The organism is Paenibacillus sp. FSL R7-0272, assembly GCF_037969905.1.
Classification (GTDB): Bacteria; Bacillota; Bacilli; order Paenibacillales; family Paenibacillaceae; genus Paenibacillus; species Paenibacillus polysaccharolyticus.
Genome location: NZ_CP150221.1, coordinates 468,610 through 489,597 on the forward strand (window position 1 = coordinate 468,610; position 20,988 = coordinate 489,597).

A 20,988-nucleotide genomic window follows, 5' to 3' on the forward strand; every position below is an offset into this window, starting at 1 on the left:
AGCAGGCTCTTTTTTAGTGTCATCGTAATGATGTGGTTTGTTATCTTGTTGCTAGCTTGGGATGAGAGGTGGATTATTTGGAGGTTAGTTGCTTGGCTTGAGCGGGCAATTCATCTGCCGTCACTTCTTCCCAGTGTGTTACACCACGTATTGCGGCTACATAGAGCTTCAAATATGCACCACTTTTAAGTAATTTTCCTGTAGAAAAGTTTAATGTTTTGGATTTTCCCTCATCCGTGTAACCGACTAGTTTGTAGCTGTATCGTCCATTTTCGTCCTTGTTTACTTCAGTCTGATTCACAACCGTATAATAGGTTGTTTTGCCTGCTGGATTATCAGGTGTCAGTTTAGCCGGGTCCATGAATATAAGCCACAGGCAGGTCAGAATCACAAGTACTAATGCGAGAATACCGAGTGATTTTTTCATCATAGTACACTCCTTTGCGGATGAATTCAGGATGATGCAATATCTTTGTATTTCAGGCGGCGAATCGACCAGATGGCAAATAGAAGAATGAACAAGCTGTTCATCAATAGAAATACCATATTCTCTGAGGTAGTCAGCCCCTTCTGACTAAGCACACCCATACCGATCGTGAGCAGGGAAAACGGGAATAACATGCCAATCTTCAATACATACATGCCTAATCCAAAAAAAACTGCGCAAAGGCTGATACCAATAGGTGTAGCAAAGCTGCGTATCCGAATGGATAACCCAAGTTGAAGTGAGGCGATGGAAAGAGAAGCAAACCACCCTCGTAGGCTCCAGACCAGAATTTCCGTTGGAAACTCGCCCGGAATGTTGAACATCTTGCCCGCAGCCCAATACATCAGCATGAAAAAGGCTTGGGCGAAAAAGATCAATAGGCCAACAATGACCAATTTGGCAACAAACAGACTGGTGACACTTAACGGCGAAGCCAGAACCATGTTCCAGTTGCGGTTGCTATGCTCCAGACGGCATACAAAGGCACAACAGATGGCGATGAGAATAGGCAGGAAGAATTCCCCGTAAAATAAACTGACCTGTGTCCACAAGCTGAACCAACCATTTTGTAAAGCGGCCTGGTTAAAATAAAAGTTAAAACATCCGATAAGCAGGCTGATAACAGGCAGGATTGCCAGTACCAGACCGATCCGGGAACGCCGAAGTTTAAGCCATTCGGCAGAGATACTCCTCAGCATATAGTTCCCTCCTTAGATTTCTTGTCTCGAGGCATGAAAATTGCCAGCAAGATAGAAGATGATCGTCATGCACAGGGCCGCTAACAATAGGCCGACAGGCAACATTCCAGATACATAGGTTCCTGAAGAGGCGCTGTAAATGTAAGTGACCGGGTTCAAATCCAAATAATAAGACCAGATAAACAAGTGACGAATAGCGGCTGGGAACAAACCGGATGTGGTTCCAATGAATCCTCCCAGCATGCCCAGACACAAAGCAAACGCCTGATTGCGGACGGTCAGCGACAACCATTGCTGTAGTGCTGTAATGGCAAGTGTAGTTAATAACGTCCCAACAACAAATTGCACAAGCAGGGAGAGTGGGATGGAACCGGAAATGTTTTTGGATAGACCAAAGCCCACGATAAAAATGGCCTGTGCTATGATGCCATACAGGATCAGACTGTTTGCACAGATATATTTGGCGGTGTAGACATGATTTCGCCCCGTATTGGTAGTCATTAACATCTTCCAAGTGTTCCCCTTATGCTCCATATCACAGATGCGGGACACCACAATCGCCGATATGATCGGCAGAAACAGACCATTCATCGAAGCGATGCTGAAAATGAGTGCTTCCCAGCTGGCATTACTCGCGCTTCGAGAGATCGAGATGCTCATGGACATGGCAGCCCAGATCATCTCTGCAGCAAGGAACAGGGTAATCATGATCCAAATCTTTTTGCGCCGGATTTTGTAATACTCCAGAGATAGAGCTTTCATTACAGGCTTCTCTCCTTTCCAGTCAGATCAAGGAAAATGTCTTCCAGACTCTTTTTGTGTTCCTCAATGCGAGTGACCGGAATGTTCTGTTCCACAAGCGCTTTATTCAGCTTCGATACTTCTTCGTCGCGAAGATACTTCAATATGAGCTGATTTCCATGAACTTGTGGCATATAGCCATGAGTTAGTAGAAGTTTTTCTGCTTTTGCCGGCTCGGGGGTCTGAAAACGGATCGTGGCCTGATTGTTAGCCTGTAGACTCTGCATGGTACCTTGAAACAACAATTTGCCATCACTGATAATGCCCACGGAGGTTGCGATCTGTTCGATCTCGGATAACAAATGGCTGGAGAGCAGCACGGTGATGCCATATTGACCAGGCAGGGACTTGATCAATTCTCTGATTTCACCGATACCGGCAGGGTCAAGCCCATTCGTAGGTTCATCCAGAACAAGCAAGTTGGGAAAAGCAAGTAAAGCCATGGCAATGCCCAGCCGTTGTTTCATACCGAGTGAATACTGATCGGCCTGTTTATGTTTCTGATTTTCCAGTCTTACAATTTTTAAGGCTTCATCGATATTTTTGCTTGGTACATTTCGCAACCGCTGCATCACCTTCATATTTTCAAGACCGGTCAAGTGACCATAATACGAGGGGGATTCAATCAATGAACCGGTTTGGCTCAGAATGGCGGGTCGATGTGTGGTCAAGTCTTTCCCAAAGACCTTGACCGTACCTTCACTAGGTTTGATCAACCCTAGCAACATTTTTAACGTGGTCGTTTTTCCTGCTCCGTTCGGGCCTAGAAATCCAAAAATTTGCCCCTTCTCAACCGACAAATTCACTTGATGCACACGATTCATACCGCCGTATGATTTGGACAGATTATGCGTTTCGACAATGGGGGAAGTGTTTATCATTGATTTCATCTCCATTTCACGGTGATCTCTGTTAAGTTCAATATAGATCAGACGTCTTGCTCTTGGCTGAAGATAACCTTACATTTACCTTAAATAGAATTGGAAAATATAGGCTTATATTCATGTCCTGATGTATAATGAAAAGGGTGATACGAATGGACATAATGAAAAACAAGAAAATACTGATTGTAGATGATGAACCGGAAATCCGTGAGATGATCGAACGCTTTTTGCGTAAGGAGGGCTTTTTCAGAGTCTATACCGCAGGTAATGTGGCCCATGCTCTGGCAATGTGCAGAATAGAGAAGCCGGATGCAGCCATCCTGGATATCATGTTGCCAGATGGAGACGGATTCTCCTTGTTGTCTTCTATTCGTTCCTTCTCGGACATGCCTGTGCTATTTTTGTCAGCGCGAGGGGAGGATGAGGATCGTTTACTAGGTTTAGGTTTGGGAGCAGATGATTATATGGTCAAACCTTTTCTTCCAAGAGAGCTGATTCTTCGGCTCATGGGCATTTTGAAAAGGGTATACGCTTCCAATACGATAGAAAGATTGCCTGTATTTCGTCTAGGTGGATTAACCATTGATTTGGAAAGCGCTGTCGTTCATGGGAAGGGAACAGAACTTCCACTGACAGCCAAGGAGCACGCTATACTGGTCAAACTTTATGAGAATCAGAACCGGATTGTAACCAGTGATGCACTATGTCAGGCCGTTTGGGGAGATGAGAGTTACGGATATGAGAATACCCTAATGGTTCATGTTCGGCGGATTCGGGAGAAAATCGAAGAGGACCCGTCTAAACCAGTGTTTCTGTTAACCGTCCGTGGGCTTGGTTATAAACTGATGACTCAGGAGACTCGATAATGGATGGTTTGGTTCGTATTCTAAGAAGATTTGTCGGCTCTACCATTCTTGTATCTGTTGTACTGCTTTTATTTAATCTCGTATTGCTGGGTTCATTGATCTTCAAGGAAATTCACGAAGGACCTTCCCCCAGTGCTGTTGTCAAACAGGTCGCAGGCAGTTTGAGCAAGAGCGAGCAGGGGGAGTACACATTACAAAGTAAAGGGATGGAGATTCTCGCTGAACATCAAGCCTGGGCGATGCTTTTGAATCAGGAGGGTGGGGTGCAGTGGAGTGAGCGTCTTCCAGCAGAAATCCCTCTTACTTACAGTGTGACCGATGTTGCTAAATTTTCTCGATACTATCTTAAAGAGTACCCGGTATATGTGTGGGAACGGGAAGATGGACTTTTGGTGTTGGGGTATCCCAAAAATACGTATGGAAAATACCAGTTCGATTTTTTGGCGGATTGGCTCAAGTCTCTACCGGTCAGGATTGTACTGTTATTGATATGCAATGTGGCACTTGCGCTACTTATCTCATTGCTAATCGGAACCCGTGTCATACGAAGCATTCGCCCGTTGATCGATGGCATTCATGCACTTGCTAAAGGAGAGTCGGTGCAGGTTGAAACCAAGGGCATATTCAATGATTTGTCTGAAAGCATTAACTCGACCTCCCATATGTTACAGGAGAAAAATGATGCGCTAAAGGCAAGGGATGAGGCACGATCCAACTGGATATCAGGGATATCGCATGATATACGGACGCCATTATCCATGATTTTGGGATATGCCAGTGAACTGGAGGAGCAAGCGGATCTAACAACCGAGCAAAAGCAACAGGCATCCATTATCCGGCGTCAGGGGGAGCGTCTGCGATCGCTCGTCAGTGATTTGAATCTGGTATCGATGCTAGAGTATGAAATGCAGCCCCTACAGATGAGATCCATTCGGTTGCCTGTTCTGGCAAGGCAAGTAGTATCTGATTTTTTAAATAATGGTCTGGACGAGCGTTATCCGATATCGTTGAATGTTCAAGACGAAAGTCTGTATGTGCAAGGGGATGAACGATTGTTATACCGAGCGGTAACCAATCTGGTGCAGAACAGCATTAGACATAATCCGGAGGGGTGTGCAATCGAATTGATGATCAAGCGTGAAGTGCAAAGTGGTTACGCACAATTCATAGTCTCCGATGATGGGAAGGGAATTCCCGAGGAAGATCTGCTTGATGTGCTGGTTCTTCCTTATACGGCAGGTCGCATAAGACCTCCACGTCATGGGCATGGTCTCGGACTTCCAATGGTATCACGGATTGCTCAAGCCCATCGGGGGAAGCTTCTGCTCCAGTGTAACAGCCAAGGAGGGCTTCGCGCGGTATTGGAACTGCCTGTAGTGGTATAGAATTCACCTGTCTCAGGACAGGTTTTTTGCAAGTGTATACGTATAACAACGGAATATAGATATTAAAATTTTAAAATATGAATTATTTTATTTTTTTAGATAATCCAAGGAAGGGAAAATAACGATTTACAAAATCTAGCAAAGTGTGATAGAGTGAAGTTAGAAATAGATTACATATTTTATATTTAATGTAAATATATGTTTTGTTTGAATGAACTCCGGTGTTTAGCTTATTTAAGCTATACATATACAAAAAATTGAATGGAGGTTTTTTCAATGAAACAATTCAATCTCGAAGCATTAGCAGCAATCGAGGACATCAGTGATGATGAACTGATGGTGGTTACAGGGGCGTTGGCCGCAATTGAGGATAAGAAAAGCGGCGGTGTATTTTGCACAGTGAGTCATGAGTGCCATTATAATTCTGTTTCACCTTCTTCCTGGTTGACTTGTTGTTAATTCTGACTTCGATTTTCTTCAAGCACATAGCTGATCTCAGTTATGTGCTTGAAGTATTTATATGGCGTTTTCCTGTTTACAACCATTGATTTAGAAAGGGAGAGAAAACGATGAGCATACAGGAGCAGTTGAATAACTCCCACTGGGGTGATGCTTTATATTTGACAGAGAAATACAAGCAGTATGAACTTGGAGTTGCTACCGAGCCTTCCGCTCATGGAGACGCAGTCTCCTCATACGATGTAAGAATGAAGTTGTGGCTTGATCAGTTCTTTCAGGATCAGGAGCAATTAGCGGATCGATTCCAGGCTGAATCTATGGACATGAATAAGGTGAGTAGTCTATTTCAAACTTCAGATTTCCAGTACGCATTTACAGATATGGGCTGGCATCAGGAGCTTCGGAAGACGTTTCTTGAGAATGAGCATGAGGATATTACATATTTCATTGAGGGCAATACAGAGGAAATCCCTTTTTTTGAATTTTCACAACCTTTTCTGCAACGATCTATTCAGATCATGACAGAAGGTCTGTCAGAAGGATATGAGTGGCTGGATCGGCGCCGTGTCATCGGGCTTGTACTGAAGACCGTCTCGGATAAAGTGTTTCACTTGTCTGCGAAGACACTTATCTATGAACTAAATAAAGCTAGACTGCAAGAGGAATTGATAGGTGGAGATTCCCGGCAGAGATATTTGCATTTTGTAAGCGAGAAAATTCAGTCCAGAGAACAAATTCTCAACCTGTTACTGGAATATCCGGTTCTTGCCCGAGGTATTGCCGAGCACACGTTGCGGATCAATCAGAATATGATTCGGGTTCTGGAGCGATTGACGGCCGACCGTCATGAACTGGAATCTTTGTTTGATTTTAAACTGGACAGGCTGGAGGATATCGTATTTCTTGGAGATTCCCATAATGGTGGAGCCAGCGTGCTGCGGTTGAAATTTACCGGGGACGTTAATGTCATGTACAAGCCAAGAGACATGGCAATTGATACTGCATTTGCTGGTATACTACATTGGTTTAATGAACAGGAGATGGGATTGCCTTTCCGGATTACCAAAACGCTGGACCGTTCCGAGTATGGCTGGCAACAATATATTTCTTACGAGGAAGTAACCCGGGAGGAAGAGGCAGAACGCTTTTTTGAGAGACAGGGACAATATTTAGCGATTCTATATGCATTAAACGCAACGGATATGCACATGGAAAATATTGTTGCCCAAGTAGAGCATCCGTTCTTCGTAGATCTGGAGTCTTTGCTGCACAATCAACCCTTCAAGTATATGGATGAGAAGGAGCAGTATACGGCACTGGAGAAGACCCTTTCGATATTGAATGATTCCGTATTAAAAACAAGCATGCTCCCTACGCTGGACTCCAACGCCTTGTATCATAGTGATCTGAGCGGGCTTGCCGGAGATGTGGAGCAGATTCTCAATACTTATGAGGTTCACGATAAAAACACAGATATGATGAGGATCAAACGAAGCAAGATTGCTGTAAGTCGGTTCAGTCACCTGCCATCTTACAATCAAACGCCAATACAACCCGAACGCCATATCCATCGTTTAAAAGAAGGGTTCTATCGCACTTATCGTTCCATCATGGAGCAAAAAGACCGTTTCATCATGGCAGTACGCCACCATTTTCATGGGTGTGCTGTGCGGACAATTGTTCGGCCAACCGTGACCTATTTTACATTAATCGAAGCCAGCTCTCATCCTAAATATTTACGCAATGGGCTGGACAAAAGTCTGCTGTTTGACATGATGTGGGCCATCGTCCGGCAGGATCGTAACCGTGAGAAACTGGTCAGCTATGAATGCCATGATCTGTTGCACGGAGATGTGCCCATGTTCAAAACATTAATTGGTGAGAAGGTGCTGTTTCATCATTCGGATAATCAAGCCATTGAGGGTGTTTATGACTCGGATATCTTGACCCAGACGGAGACAAAGGTTCGGGCCATGAATGAAGATGATATGGATATGCAGTGGGAATTTACGGAGCGTACACTGCAAACGAAGTATGTACTGGAGCGCTCGTTCGCTATGGAGAAGAGTACAGCGAGTGTACGGCCAGAGGCGTTGAACGGGCATCCAATCTCCACGACCCGAGCTGATTACTTACGTGAAGCGGTAAGGATTGGTGATTATATTAAGGATATCGCGATCACGGGAGATGAGGGCAGCACCGTATCCTGGATCAGCATGGGCATGGATGCGGACGAGAAACTGATCTATAAATCCTCGGAACTGGGTCTATACAATGGGGTCACGGGCATCGCTTATTTCTATCTTTATCTAGGTCAAGAGACGGGTGACGGGAAGTATACGGAGATGGTCGATTTGTGTATCCAGACGGCCTGGGAGATGATTCGCAAAAACATGGACAGAAATATCTCTCTGTTTACAGGTTACGGATCACTTCTCTATTTGTTAGTGCATAAAGCGAAGGTATACTCCCAGCAGGATGTTCACCCGGAACTGCTCGAACTGCTGGATATACTGGATGAGATGATCGAGGAAGATGAGCGGCTGGATGTCATCTCAGGTTGTGCAGGCACATTAATGGCATGCGTGGATTTGTATATGATGTTCCACCTGCCTAAGGCACTGGACATAGCTACAAGATGCGCAGATCGTCTGCTTAAGCTGGCTGGGCCGATGGAACAAGGCTTGGCATGGGTGACATCGGCGATCAATAAAGTGCCCCTTAGCGGCATTGCACATGGAAACGCAGGCATATGTCTGAGTCTTGCCCGTCTGTACCGTGTTACAGGTCACGAACCTTATTTTGAAGCTTGTTTGGAAGGAATTAAATATGAGGAATCGATCTACAGTTCCGAAGTGAACAACTGGAAGGATCTCCGGTTCACGGATGGCAATATGTCGGAAGAACATTATGTCATGTATTGGTGTAATGGCGCACCCGGTTTGGGTATTGCCCGGGTAGGAACAGCACAGGAGTTAAGCTTCTGCGGGCCTATAGATGTGCTGGAAAAAGACATTCGCCGAGCGGTGACCAAGACTATGGAAGATGGTTTCACAGAAGTCAGTTATTCACTATGTCACGGAGATATGGGGAATTTGGAGCTGATCTTGCTCGCAGCCGACTATTGGCAGGATGAAACGTTAGAAGCATACGCTTATCAAATGGCTGATTATATCATGACCAAGGTTAGAGAGGATAACGGTCACTGGAGATGCGGCATTCCGAGTCGTCAACAAATACCAGGACTTATGCTGGGTCTGGCCGGAATCGGATACCAGTTACTGCGGCTGTATAATCGGACACTGCCTTCTGTACTTATGATGGAAGGGCCGGTAAGCCATGAACTGAAGGATGTAGAGCAGGTCACGCAGCAGGATAGAGTGGAGATGGCTTTTACCAGACAGCAGGAGTATACGGCAGAGCCGTCATCTGAACCGGGACAGCATTATGCCTAAACGTTCAGTATTTAGCCGTCTGCGTGGCAAGGCACAGCGAAAAATTCCTGTTAAATTGCAAATGAATCAATACGACTGCGGGCCCAGCTGTTTGCATATGTTGCTTGCGTACTACGGCTATGAAGCCGATTTTACCGATCTGAAGGAACGATTTGCCATGCTGGGGAGCGGTCGTGACGGAAGCTCCATGTTGAAAATGAAGGAGGTAGCCGAAACCTACCATCTGAAAGGTGTAGCCAAAAAGGCACCTGCGCCTTCACTCAGTAATGATTTCTTGCCGGTCATCTGTTTCTGGGAGCAACGACATTTTATTGTGCTTGAGGAGATTAAGGCTGGTAAGTTATATACCATTGTTGATCCTGCCATGGGGAGAATGACGATCACTAAACAGGAGTTCGAAGAGAAATATTCAGGTATTTTTCTGCTGGTATACCCGGATGAGGGGTTTGTCCCTTTTTCAGAAAAAAAGATGAGTAAAGTAGCGTATTTCAAAGATTTGATTCGCAGCAACAAAAAGTATTTTGTATGGGCCGTATTGCTTGCCCTGGGATTACAGCTTGTATCGGTGCTTTTTCCGTTCCTGATGCAGGTTTCGATTGATGCGGTAACGGGCAATGAGGGATACTCCATTTTTCCCGTGTTGCTCACCAGTGTGGCTTTATTAACCTTGTTTCAGATCGGTTTTGGATATGTTAAGGATATGTGTATCGTGCGCCTTCAGGAAGTGCTGGATTCGCAGTTAACCACTAGTTTTGTGTCCCACATGTTGAAGCTCCCGTATCAATATTTTGAGATTCGCTCTCGCGGAGATCTGATGATGCGAGTCAACAGCAATGTTACCATCCGGGAAATTTTGTCGCAAAAAATGATTTCCACGTTCATCAATTTATTTTTAATTGTGGTGACGTTTACCTACATTGTCATTCAGTCACGCATCATTGCGTTCACGTTGCTAGGTATAGGAATAACACAGGTCCTTATTTTTGTATACACGCGCAGCAGGTTCAAAAAACTGACGCAAACTCAGATTGTAGCTCAGAGCTTGGCAGGATCTTTTATGACCGAAGTGTTAGAAGGGATTTCAACAATTAAATCTCTCGGTATCGAGCAGCGCACGGAAGAAAAATGGCGGGAGTTATTCAAACGCCAGCTTGCCACGGTGAAGGAAAAGGCTATTTTTCAAACTCGAGTTAACACGATAACCAATACTTTGAATTTTATGACACCGATGCTCATTTTGCTCGTGGGTTTGTACCAGATTATGCAAGGCAACATGACGTTAGGTATGCTTGTTTCATTCCAGTCTCTGGCTGCACTGTTTTTGGGGCCGCTTAACTCACTTGCTTTGATGCTGAATGAGTTCGTAATGGCGGATGCGTTGCTGGATCGGATTTATGATGTGATTTTGGCAGAAAAGGGTCGGTCTTTTCAGAAGAAACCAACGGAGATGGTGCATGTTGCCGAGCTTCAGGGTGATATTACGATTGACCATGTGAGCTTCAAATATACGGAGTACAGTAGTCCTGTGCTTAATGACATTAGTATGACCATTAAAGCAGGAAAGAAGGTGGCTCTCGTTGGCAGATCAGGCTCTGGTAAAAGTACTCTCGCTAAATTGCTAGTGGGGTTGTACACCCCTACACAAGGAAATATTTATTTCGATGGCATTCATGCGGAGGAATTAGATCCTCAACATATTCGTGATCAAGTCAGCATCGTTCTTCAGGATAACTTCGTGTTTAACAATACCGTTTACGATAACATCAAGCTGCATGCGGAAGAAGCGACTGCAGAAGAGGTGATGTTTGCTGCAAAACTTGCCGATATTCATGCAGATATCGAACGCATGCCGATGAAATATAACACGTTAATTTCGGAGGCAGGCTCTAATCTGTCCGGGGGACAGAAACAACGGGTAGCTCTTGCACGGGCGCTTGTGAGCAGGCCCAAAATTCTGCTTTTGGATGAAGCAACCAGCGCACTGGATACGTTAACGGAATCTACGATTGCCGGGAACTTAAGCATGTTGAAATGTACGCAAATTATTATTGCTCACAGGCTGAGCACCATTCGAAATGCCGACACGATCTATGTGCTGGATCAGGGAGAACTTGTCGATGCGGGAACACATGAAGAGTTGGTTACAAGGTGTGACGCGTATCAGAGACTCGTAGGAGAGCAGCTGAATGAGGCCCAGCTCAGACAATATGGATAGAGCATGTTATTTATGAGGTGTCTCTGCTTCGCTGGGCCTGGATAAGAGGGTGTCATTTATAATCAAGCTTTCTTTTTGACACCAGCCGGTGCTCGGAGGAAAGTTTTTTTTATTTTTATATGGAAAAAGTTAGGGCCTAAATGGTACAGCAGTCTTAGAAGCGGGTAATATACACCCAAATATAGGCATGAATCAACTAGGAGAAAAGTTTCAGGAAAACGCTCCTGTGAGCGGATGTGCCTTATGTTGATTTTGTACTATGATGCATGTAACAGGTGAAGGGGGCGCTCTTTACTTACACAGGTTTGAGCCAAAAGGGGGAATTGCTATTCCGCGCACAAAATGGATGAGAAGTTTATTCGCACTGATGATGGTGTTCACTATATTGCTGGGAGGGTGTCAGAAGATGACAGAGAGTGAAAAACAGGCGTTGTACCAGGAAGCTGAGAAGGTTGTGGTGCAGCACTTCAAAGAAAAGTTTGAACTGGATGTGGTCGTTACGAGCAAGGAACTGCTGCCAGAGATGGCGATGTCGCAGATCGGACTGAAGGGGCATGTGAAGGATCATGACGATCAGACCTTTGGCATATCGTACGATTACAAGAAAAAAATCACCAAAAATCTCGTGATTAGTCCCGAGCTCGAGGAAGTCATTAAAGCTAAAGGACATGATCCATACGCCAAATAAAAGGGGAGGTGCAGTGATTGAGTAACGGCAGGAACATTGATGATGAAACGTACAAAACCTTATCGGAGTTAGCCTATCAGGATCAAAAGGCAGGTGACCGTCTGACGGAGCTTCCCGGCTGGCAAGTACTGGAGGGCACAGAGAGTAATAAATTTTCCGGCTTCGATGCCGTAACGTTTTATAATCCGGAGACCAAGGAGGCAGTCATTGCCTATCGGGGAACCGAGGGGAGTGCCTCTCTGGACCGCTCGGTGCCTGATTTCGTGATGGATGCACGCATCGGGGGCGGAGAGTTGATCCGCAAAGGGCAACAAGACACGGCACAATTTGTAGACAACCTGACACCGGATTGGCTCGATAGAGGCGTTCAGAATATCAAAGATTCCACAGGTATTTCCAAAGTGGAGAACTGGGCTGGCGACAGGGTAAGAGATGTACAAAACTGGACGGGCGATCGAGTAAAGGATATCGAAAAGACCTATTCGCCTACGGGCTGGGCTAACCAGATGTATCAGTCGGAAGATTATGCGAACCATATGAAAGAAAAGTATGGCGATCTGAATTTCTCTCTGACAGGACATTCTCTCGGAGGTGGGGATGCGCAGTATGCTTCCGCTTATACAGGTCTTCCTGCGGTTACATTCAGTGCACCTTCAGTGATGGGCAACTTGACTCCTGAGATGCGTCGGCGGGTAGAGGCAGGTGAGTTGGATGGCCAAGTGACGAACTATGCGAGTCCGGGCGATCTGGTCGCTAGCGGAACGTTAGGCGGATATGATCGTCATGTAGGTTCTACGTATTATATTGATTCGAATTACGCAGATGCCAATAATGGTGTAAGTCTGATTGATAAAATCAAGAATACATTTGGCGGAGAAAACTACCACAGCCTGGATCAGTATAACTTCAAAAATGGTTACATTTCCAACGAGTTGTATGATCCGATCACGGGTGAGCGGGTTCGTTATTCGCCACGACTTATGGAGAATCTGGGACCGCTGAGCAAAGCGGTAGGTCCGATGGGGCTGAGAGGCGGTGCCGGCAGAGGAGCGGCTGCGGCGCTGGGATCTGGTCTAATCCAGGTTACCCCGGAGGAACTGAAAAGTGTGGCTTCCCGCTGGAAACAAAATGCCCAGCAGTGCAATGCCGAGTTGAATCAGGTGCGGACACGTATGGCTCAGTATTTACATACAAGCCGTAGCCGCAGACTGGAGCCCATTGTGACTCACTTGGATGCGTCTATCCAGGAGCTGAGCACATGGCATATGAAGCATACGAGCCAGTTCCTGAACTTTATTGAGGAAAAGGCGGAGGCTTTCCGGCAAGCGGATGAGAGTCCGGTACATTTTAACTAGTTATAAATGACAGGCTGGAGAGATAGCATTGAGTATTCAAGGTGAGAACGTGCACTGAGGGGGAGGGAACCACGGATGAGCGGACAATTGCTGGTGGAATTGAATGACCTGCGGATTGCGGAAAAAGAGCTGTCACAGCTACTGGTTCGCATGCAAGCGGATGAGCAGGAGGCAAGGGCGCTGTACAGCCGTCTGAACGATTGGAAAGGACAATCTGCGGATCATACGAGGCAACAGATTGAAGAATTTTTCGCAGGTCTCGCCAAGCGTATCCAATCCATCGAGATGCAGAAGAAAAGTCTGATCCAGTATATTGAATTTATGATTCAAACGGATCAGCAACGTTAATATGCAACGGTGTGCCATATTGCGGATGGCGCATGTAGCGTGCACGGCAAGTCATCAGGATTCTAGATATGAGTTAACCAAAAAAGGAGTTTGCAGCATATACGGGGTTATCCCGTTTGCTACAAACTCCTTTTTGCATCTTTTTACAATGATCTCCTCGGGTGACCCCGGGTAAGAGAACTGCAGATTAACGTTTTTTGCGGCGAGTAGCCAGTGCGATGCCCAGGAAGGACATGATCAGAGCCAGAATCGATACGATTAACGTTGCTTGTTGTAGCTTCAACGTACCTGCATCGGAATCTGTGTTGTTCGGTTGACCTGTTACCGTATCGGAGAGAGCATCGCCGAGAGTGGTGTCATCATTTCCTTTTTTGCCATCAGTCGCAGTGTCAGAAGCTTTGTCACCTGTCGCGGTGCCAGCAGTACCTGCACTGTCATGCCCATTACTTGCTCCACCTGCACTATGGTGGTCGCCGCCTGTTGCGGCATTACCGGCAGCTGCCGGATCTTCGCTGATGGTTGTGATGCTGTGAGGAGAGTTTGCCCCCGGCTGGCCTGTCCACTCTACAATGCTGCCATCACTGTAATATTGGAAGGCATCCCATGCCACTTCTGTTTCTGTCTTTGGGTTCTGTGCAACAAAGTTAAACTGTTGGAACTGTCCAGCCAGAATCCCTTGGTTATCTCCATCAATCTCCCAAGTGATCGAGGTTACTTCTTTAGAATCATTTTTCTCAGTTGTGATCTTCCATCCAGACAGTGGCTGATATTGCTTAAATGCAACACCCTCTGGAATTTTGAGTGTGATTTTAGTTGTTGGCAACTCTTTCTCAGACGGTATTTTAATCGTATATGTCTGCCATGCACTCGTTTGTGCGACGGACGGATTTACCGTGACGTGAGCGCTGGCCAAACCGGAGAACAGCAGGAATGCTGCTGCACCTGTTGCCATAGCAGATGTTAATTTGGATACCCATGATGTCTTTTTCAAAATGATAACCCCTCTCATTCTTTCTTATGCAATCGTTGTTAAATACACTTCACTCTTTTAAAAATGGTTTCGTTGTTTACTACTTTGCTGCCTCAATCTTGAACTCGGCATCGAGGGCATCAAGTGACCGAGTTAACGCGTGGACTTGGATACTCCACTTGCCCGGCATAGAGATGTAGTCCTCCGCCTTGTATACGCCCGTATCGTTCTTCGGAATGGTGATCTCATAGATACCCATATCCATATCCAGATGGATCAGAGACAACGTCACCTGTTCGAGATCTTTGACGATACTGCCATCCGCTCGCTTTATGCTGACTTCGAACTGATTTTCTCCCACTACGTTTGGGCTTACCTGGAGTGTTATCACGGAGCCATCATCTGTCGTTTGTGTGCCCTTATAAGGACCGACGGGTGCTGGCTGACCTGGAGACAGATGTGTCAGTACAGCCGCGAGCGCAAGAATGATGGCACCTGTAACCAGTTCAGCCTTTAGACTGCCAGACAACTGCTTACCTGTAGCGGCTCTTGCTCGATTGGCATGTATCAGCGCGAAACCGATCATCACGATAAGTAGCAGAATTTTACCGATCAGAACCAGGCCATATGCTGTTGTGAATAAAGAGTTCAGTAGCGGTGCGGGCAGGATGACCAGACTGCCATAGATACCCGTAGCGATCAAAACGGCTACAGCACCGATACCCCAAACGGTAAATCTCCTTATCGCTGCCCAGTAGACTTCGCCTCGCAATTTTGCAGGCAATCGATTGGTGAGTGCAGGCAGACACACTGCCATAGCGGTGAGAGCCCCGATCCAGAATGCAGCAGCGGCAAGATGTACAAAGTCCATGGCTACAGCAAGCACACGTTGCTCTGCGGCAGCAGGATGCCCCGTCATAGCATGGGTAAGCAGCCAGCCTAGAACCAGCACCAATGATCCGTATGAGGACCAGATTCGCACGCGCAGGGATCGATCCAGATCATAACCGGACAGTAGTGTGACTGCAAGCAACATGGCAATCAGCATCTGTAACATCCAGATCTGACCGAAGGAGGTCAGTTTGAGCGCACTGCCTAATAAGGCCCAACTGAATTCGCCGAGATTGACACCTGACTCATAGAGTGTGTTCAGCGGAAGGCTTATTAGTGCGGCAAAGGAAGCAGCAGCATAGCTGATCCAGAGCAATTTGTAGCTACCCGGTGCCTCCATCGGTTCCCGTAGCAGGGAAGCTGGGGCAATTCGGAGTAGCAGGAAGGCGAGCGTACCCAGAATGACGGACAGACCGAGATATTGAATCCAGTCCGTGAATGACACGATCCATTTTAATGGGCCACCGGTGGCACCCGAACCGGATGCCAGATCCTTCAATCCGGCAGGTGCTCCGGTAGGCTCACCGATATGGAACACATACGCTCCAGAGATTGGATGACCATCGGCGGATACGGCCTTCCAATTGACGAGATATGTCCCGTCAGCAAGGCCAGGCTTCAGACCCGTTTCCAGAATGTGCGGGCGTTCTGAGTCAATCTGTACGTCACCATTGTCCGCTTGATTTCCGTCAGGTCCGGTAATTTTAATATCATAAAAGGCCGTCTGCAATGATTCATTAAACTCCAACGTCAGCCGCTGCGGTGCAGTAACGAGCAGTTCATTTTCTTCAGGAGACGCCTTCACGATATAAGCATGAGCAGATGCCCATTGCGGCATCACCAGACAGAACACCAGTAACAGACTGGTGAGCAGCGCCCAGTGACGTTTGCTCCAATGCAGGGTTAAGCTTCTTACTCTCAAAAAATCATCACCCTTGGGTTATAGATTTACAATTATCCATAATTCGTCGTTCACACATAATCTATACCATTATAACTTTGTCCAAAATGAAGGCGTATGACTACATAGGGCTATAAAAAATCATGGATTACTGCATATTTGTGACAAATGCTTGAAATGATGCACATTTATAAGTGGTGCTATTACATAACGCATATCAGAAGTAAATCGTTTTGTGGTAGACTTCCCTATTCTATTCGCTCTGAAACATGTTCTATTTACGAGGCTTGCGCCCGGCAAGCCCGCTCTCTAATGCGTAGCGAGTGAGCTGCACCCGGTTCTCCAGCTGTAGCTTCTGCAGAATGTTCTTCAGATGATTCTTGACGGTCTGATCCGAGATGCCGAGCTGTTCGGCTATTTCACGATTGGTGTACCCGGCAGATACCCATTGCAGTATCTCCAATTCGCGAGCGGTTAACGGATTCTCTTGCACATCCTCGCTGCGAGGAGCGGGAAACTCCTGCAATATTCGGTATGCTAGCTCCTTGCTCAGCGGTGCATCGTCACTAACAATGGCGCGAAGGTATTCCAGCCAAGTGGAAGGAGATAAATTTTTGCGTAGATAACCTTGGGCTCCTTGTTTCAATGCTTCAAAGAGGTAAGTGACATCATCCGATACGGTGACCATTACGATCATGACGTATGGGAAACGCAGTTTAATCTGCCTTGTTGCTTCGAGTCCATCCATATCGGGCATCTGCACATCCATCAAAATCAGGTCAGGCATCCAATGTTCGGTTAGCTCAATCGCTTCCTGCCCATTTTTGGCTGTACCAATGACTTCAAACAGGCTATCTTCGGATAAAATGGTGCATATCGCCTCACGCGCATGTGCGTGATCGTCAACAACCAGTACACGTACCAGTTCCATCAAGTCTGCCCCTTTCCAATGATCATTTGTGTATTACCTGGTGTCGAATCAAGCTGGAATGTCCACCCCATCTGCTCGGCTCGTTCTTTTGTGATTCGTAAACCGTACCGGTCCTTAAACAGCATCGGATCGCCTTGAATTCCAGTACCGTTGTCACGGATATGAACAGACCAGTTAGAGGCATTGCCTTTAGTGTAAACTTCCACTTTGGTGGCATGGGCATGTTTGCGTACGTTAAGCAGTGCTTCCCGAATACAAGCAAGCAGTTCTACCTGCTCTTTGGCCGAGAAGGAAACTTCGGTCAGATTCCATTCTACATCTGCTTCTGGAACGGTATCACTCACGATGGATTCGACCTGAGCTTGCAAAGCAACGGCTTCAGGATCAGCAACAGGTGAAGGTACATAACGCAACTGAGCAATAGCTTGCCTTACATATGTATTGACTTCGTGCACGGTTTTTTGAATCTCGCGCAGATCCTGCTCATGGCTGGTGCCTGCAAGACTGCGTCCTGCTTTGTCGGTCTTTACCGAGAGCAGGAATAGCGATTGTGAAATGCCGTCATGCAGTTCCCGGGCAAGCTGGTCACGCGCCTCAAGCGCCGTTTTGGATGCTCGCTCTTGTTCGAGGGCAGCTCGGGCCCCTTCTAACATCAGGAACAAACGGCTTAGCAGTGTCACGCTGACAAGATATACAATTACAGGTGTCAACCAGTTTCCGGCATCCATCGATAGATACGGCATCAGAAACTGATGGCGAATATATTCCCACAGTCCCACGGTGATGGTGGGAATTAGCAGGATCATCCATTTGATCTGTTTATAGGACATATATACATAACTCCTTTTAAAGGCTGGATACATCATACTGTAGCAGGTTGTACCTTTTCCACAATGAGGGTAATGGGATCATTATAACGCAACCTTGTCCAAGACCCTAGTCCGGGCTGTTTACAGGAAATGGGGGAGCATCATGGAGTATTTAGAAGGATATCTAAGAACACAGAGGGGTGAAATACTGTCACGCTAGGTGAGGGTTGATGTGCTCTGCTCAGGAGGGCTCTGCCCGTTTTCGCTATGAGGGAAGGTACTCTATACTTATATAGAACGCAAAATCATTACAAAACATGTTAAGGAGTGACGCAGCAACATGAGTCAAGAAGTATTGGAACGTCGCAGTGAATTGCTCAAGAAGAACATTCACCAGATGCTTGTTCAAGACAATCAGCACGGGATCAGTCGCCAAGACAACATGTTTTTGCAACAGATGATCAAAGAGTTGCATCAGACCTCGCATGAACTGAATACGATGAGTAACGAAGAGTCTTCACAAGACTGAACAGGCCCCTGATGCATTCGATGAATCAAATTACACTTCACATCACGATGAAAAATGAAAATGGCGCTATCCCTCATGGGATAGCGCTTTGGCGTTTATGCATATATCAGACTACTGCAATAGTTGATGAGCCGCTCGTTTCTCGATATACCGAATGAACAACTCCGCGAGTTCCGGGTCAAATTGCGTACCTGAACATGCCCGCAATTCCTCTATGGCCTCATCCACATTTTTGGTTTTCTGATAAGGTCGCTCGGTGGTCATGGCATCAAAGGAATCGATCACGGTCAGCATCCGGCACAGCTTAGGAATTTCATGACCCTTCAGGCCGTAAGGATAGCCATGGCCGTCATAGCGCTCATGATGCAATTCAATATACGGAATCAGATCGGCGAAGCGATCATTTGTCATCACCATTTTTTTGCCCCAAGTCACATGACCCTTGATGGTATCCCATTCCTCGCATGTCAGCTTTTCTCTTTTGTTCAATATAGACCAGGGGATCTCCAGCTTGCCAATATCGTGAATCAGCGCCCCAAGCACGAAACGCCGCTTTTCTGCATTGTCTAGTTTGAGCACTTCGCTAATATCGAGCGCGTATTTATAGACCCGTTTGGAATGTTTGAACGTATCCATATCCTTGTATTGAAACAGGTTCAGCTGTTGCTCGATGTCGCGGACGTCTTGAACCAGATCAATCTCGTGCTCCATACCGTCATTGCTACCATAGCGATGTACGTTGTTTTTGCCTTGCTTTTTGGCGTAGTAAAGCGCTTTGTCCGCCTGATCCACCAGTTGAGACTTGTTATACATATCCACTTGGTATGCAGCAATTCCGGCAGAGAAAGAGAGACAGCCATGCGGTAATACCTCTACCCCTTCAAAGGGGGTATCATTCAGCTGTTTGCGTAACTTATTCATAAATCTGTAAGACTCATCGAGTTCCATGCCTGGCATGAGCAACGTGAATTCTTCTCCACCATATCGAAAAGCGGTAACGGATGTGCCTTCGGTTTTGCGAATGAGAAAATCCCCAAGCAACGCCAGCAGACTATCACCTTGAAGGTGACCAAACTGATCATTATATTTTTTGAAATCATCAATATCAAGCAATCCCAGACAGAGGGGCGTTCCTTGCGTACGAGCTTTGTTTAGCTCCGTTTCCAGCATGCTCTCGAAATAGCTATGGTTGAACAATCCTGTACGCTGATCCGAGTTTGCCTTTTCTTCAATGGACTGGTACATGATGAACAGTTGCTTGAACGCATGAGATAACAAGATGCTGAGGCTGAGATATAAAAATAGACCAAGCACACCGTTATGTACAACCAGAATGGTGAGCACAAGCGCCAAAATAAGTGTACAGAGGTAGACCAGGAGGGATTCGGTTACGAATGCCCGTTTCATCTGCTGTAATGCATCTTTGGTTGAAAAATGAAAGAACAATCCTAGCGTAATGGTATTAATAATAAAATAGGCAGCCAGCGCTGCAACATATGGAATCAGGTTGTAACTATCAATCGCTCCGACCTGACCACCTGTCCATTCGAACACAGTGGCGGCTCCGGTGATCATGAGACTATAGATACTGAAATTGACAACATGTTTCCACCAGGCAAGCTTGCGGTCTTTAATTAATAAAATGATAGAAATCGGCAACAACACCGAGAGGCTGAATGCCCCGCCAAACATAAATATGCAGGCCAGATACACAGAGGAATCCATCGATTGCTGGTTACCCTTCGGGGGAATCTGGAACGTAAAATAGTCGAGGATGAGCGCTGCTCCCAGCATGGTATAAACCATGACCCAATCGGTTGTAGTCAGATGTACATAAGACCACTGGTTCATATAGATAAAAACGCCAACCCCGGTGCAGCTAAGCAAAACAACATACATCATGCTTCGATCTGCTTTGCGGAAAAGGTTACGAATAAAGTTCATAGAAAATCTCCTGCTTGGATTTAGTCAACTCGTGATGTTAGGTATAAACGAAAGGTGCAGTATCACGACATCTTATAAAGATAACAGACTCCTGCTCGATGCATTTATATTGGTTATTGTTGTATAGGTATATACTATATATTTTTTAACATAACAAGTTCGCTTCCAAAAATCCAGCAAGAAAAAACAGGCCGCTCGCAGCCTGTTTGTCTGGTGTGGCAGCAGAACCTAACCGCCAAGCTTGTATCCCGAAGTAAGTGCTACAACGACAGACGCTACGATGATGGCGTTGATAACAATGCGGGAATATTTAATACCCTCGAATTTCTTCATGGAAAAGACCTCCCTTCCTTGGAGTCTGGTCCGATGCTC

At 46.1% G+C, this 20,988-nt stretch carries 18 protein-coding genes; 9 read left to right on the top strand and 9 right to left on the bottom strand.

The features are described from left to right. Nucleotides 1–73 precede the first annotated feature (73 nt). The 4 genes from MKY23_RS02155 to MKY23_RS02170 are packed head-to-tail and all read right to left on the bottom strand — an operon-like array spanning nucleotide 74 to nucleotide 2,864. Nucleotides 74–430 (bottom strand): YxeA family protein, encoded by a 357-nt coding sequence (locus tag MKY23_RS02155; protein ID WP_261771711.1) that lies wholly within the window; start codon nucleotides 428–430, stop codon nucleotides 74–76. A gap of 23 nt (nucleotides 431–453) precedes the next feature. Then, the gene (locus tag MKY23_RS02160) at nucleotides 454–1,185 is read right to left on the bottom strand and encodes an ABC transporter permease (RefSeq protein ID WP_339834937.1); all 732 of its coding nucleotides are present in this window, start codon (nucleotides 1,183–1,185) and stop codon (nucleotides 454–456) included. Between the two features lie 12 nt (nucleotides 1,186–1,197). Further along, entirely contained in the window at nucleotides 1,198–1,947 is a 750-nt protein-coding gene (locus MKY23_RS02165) for an ABC transporter permease (RefSeq protein ID WP_090918850.1), read from the bottom strand. Then, nucleotides 1,947–2,864 (bottom strand): ABC transporter ATP-binding protein, encoded by a 918-nt coding sequence (locus MKY23_RS02170; protein WP_154891480.1) that lies wholly within the window; start codon nucleotides 2,862–2,864, stop codon nucleotides 1,947–1,949. The genes MKY23_RS02165 and MKY23_RS02170 overlap by 1 nt, the downstream gene beginning before the upstream one ends. Before the next feature lie 158 nt (nucleotides 2,865–3,022). Between MKY23_RS02170 and MKY23_RS02175 the strand changes: the two genes are divergently transcribed. The 8 genes from MKY23_RS02175 (at nucleotide 3,023) to MKY23_RS02210 (ending at nucleotide 13,641) form a co-directional block, all read left to right on the top strand. Continuing rightward, nucleotides 3,023–3,736, top strand: a complete 714-nt coding sequence (locus tag MKY23_RS02175; RefSeq protein WP_154891459.1) for a response regulator transcription factor — start codon at nucleotides 3,023–3,025, stop codon at nucleotides 3,734–3,736. Further along, the gene (locus tag MKY23_RS02180; protein ID WP_090918846.1) at nucleotides 3,736–5,121 is read left to right on the top strand and encodes a HAMP domain-containing sensor histidine kinase; all 1,386 of its coding nucleotides are present in this window, start codon (nucleotides 3,736–3,738) and stop codon (nucleotides 5,119–5,121) included. Before MKY23_RS02175 ends, MKY23_RS02180 begins: the two co-directional genes overlap by 1 nt. A 276-nt stretch (nucleotides 5,122–5,397) precedes the next feature. Next, the gene (locus tag MKY23_RS02185) at nucleotides 5,398–5,580 is read left to right on the top strand and encodes a type A2 lanthipeptide (RefSeq protein ID WP_161556976.1); all 183 of its coding nucleotides are present in this window, start codon (nucleotides 5,398–5,400) and stop codon (nucleotides 5,578–5,580) included. Between the two features lie 110 nt (nucleotides 5,581–5,690). Further along, the gene (locus tag MKY23_RS02190) at nucleotides 5,691–9,035 is read left to right on the top strand and encodes a type 2 lanthipeptide synthetase LanM family protein (protein ID WP_339834944.1); all 3,345 of its coding nucleotides are present in this window, start codon (nucleotides 5,691–5,693) and stop codon (nucleotides 9,033–9,035) included. Beyond that, nucleotides 9,028–11,250 carry a peptidase domain-containing ABC transporter gene (locus MKY23_RS02195; RefSeq protein WP_339834946.1) on the top strand — a complete coding sequence of 741 codons (2,223 nt, stop codon included), beginning with the start codon at nucleotides 9,028–9,030 and terminating at the stop codon, nucleotides 11,248–11,250. The genes MKY23_RS02190 and MKY23_RS02195 overlap by 8 nt, the downstream gene beginning before the upstream one ends. Before the next feature lie 406 nt (nucleotides 11,251–11,656). Next, the gene (locus MKY23_RS02200) at nucleotides 11,657–11,938 is read left to right on the top strand and encodes a hypothetical protein (protein ID WP_154891455.1); all 282 of its coding nucleotides are present in this window, start codon (nucleotides 11,657–11,659) and stop codon (nucleotides 11,936–11,938) included. A gap of 17 nt (nucleotides 11,939–11,955) precedes the next feature. Continuing rightward, entirely contained in the window at nucleotides 11,956–13,293 is a 1,338-nt protein-coding gene (locus MKY23_RS02205; RefSeq protein ID WP_186809805.1) for a hypothetical protein, read from the top strand. Between the two features lie 75 nt (nucleotides 13,294–13,368). Beyond that, nucleotides 13,369–13,641, top strand: coding sequence for a hypothetical protein (locus tag MKY23_RS02210; protein WP_090918837.1), 273 nt, complete (start codon nucleotides 13,369–13,371; stop codon nucleotides 13,639–13,641). A gap of 187 nt (nucleotides 13,642–13,828) precedes the next feature. Here MKY23_RS02210 and MKY23_RS02215 read toward each other — a convergent pair whose 3' ends face one another. From MKY23_RS02215 to MKY23_RS02230, 4 genes are all read right to left on the bottom strand, one after another. Then, entirely contained in the window at nucleotides 13,829–14,632 is an 804-nt protein-coding gene (locus MKY23_RS02215; protein WP_253498318.1) for a YcnI family protein, read from the bottom strand. 79 nt (nucleotides 14,633–14,711) lie between these two features. After that, nucleotides 14,712–16,424 carry a copper resistance protein CopC gene (locus MKY23_RS02220; protein WP_221790915.1) on the bottom strand — a complete coding sequence of 571 codons (1,713 nt, stop codon included), beginning with the start codon at nucleotides 16,422–16,424 and terminating at the stop codon, nucleotides 14,712–14,714. A 253-nt stretch (nucleotides 16,425–16,677) separates the two neighbouring features. Then, nucleotides 16,678–17,334 (bottom strand): response regulator transcription factor, encoded by a 657-nt coding sequence (locus MKY23_RS02225; RefSeq protein WP_090918831.1) that lies wholly within the window; start codon nucleotides 17,332–17,334, stop codon nucleotides 16,678–16,680. After that, nucleotides 17,334–18,164, bottom strand: a complete 831-nt coding sequence (locus MKY23_RS02230) for a histidine kinase (protein ID WP_154984942.1) — start codon at nucleotides 18,162–18,164, stop codon at nucleotides 17,334–17,336. Before MKY23_RS02230 ends, MKY23_RS02225 begins: the two co-directional genes overlap by 1 nt. A 319-nt stretch (nucleotides 18,165–18,483) precedes the next feature. Between MKY23_RS02230 and MKY23_RS02235 the strand changes: the two genes are divergently transcribed. After that, the gene (locus MKY23_RS02235) at nucleotides 18,484–18,672 is read left to right on the top strand and encodes a hypothetical protein (protein ID WP_090918827.1); all 189 of its coding nucleotides are present in this window, start codon (nucleotides 18,484–18,486) and stop codon (nucleotides 18,670–18,672) included. A gap of 111 nt (nucleotides 18,673–18,783) precedes the next feature. On the opposite strand, the gene MKY23_RS02240 is transcribed toward MKY23_RS02235, so the two are convergent. Beyond that, the gene (locus MKY23_RS02240) at nucleotides 18,784–20,616 is read right to left on the bottom strand and encodes a diguanylate cyclase (RefSeq protein ID WP_221790918.1); all 1,833 of its coding nucleotides are present in this window, start codon (nucleotides 20,614–20,616) and stop codon (nucleotides 18,784–18,786) included. Between the last annotated feature and the right edge of the window lie 372 nt (nucleotides 20,617–20,988).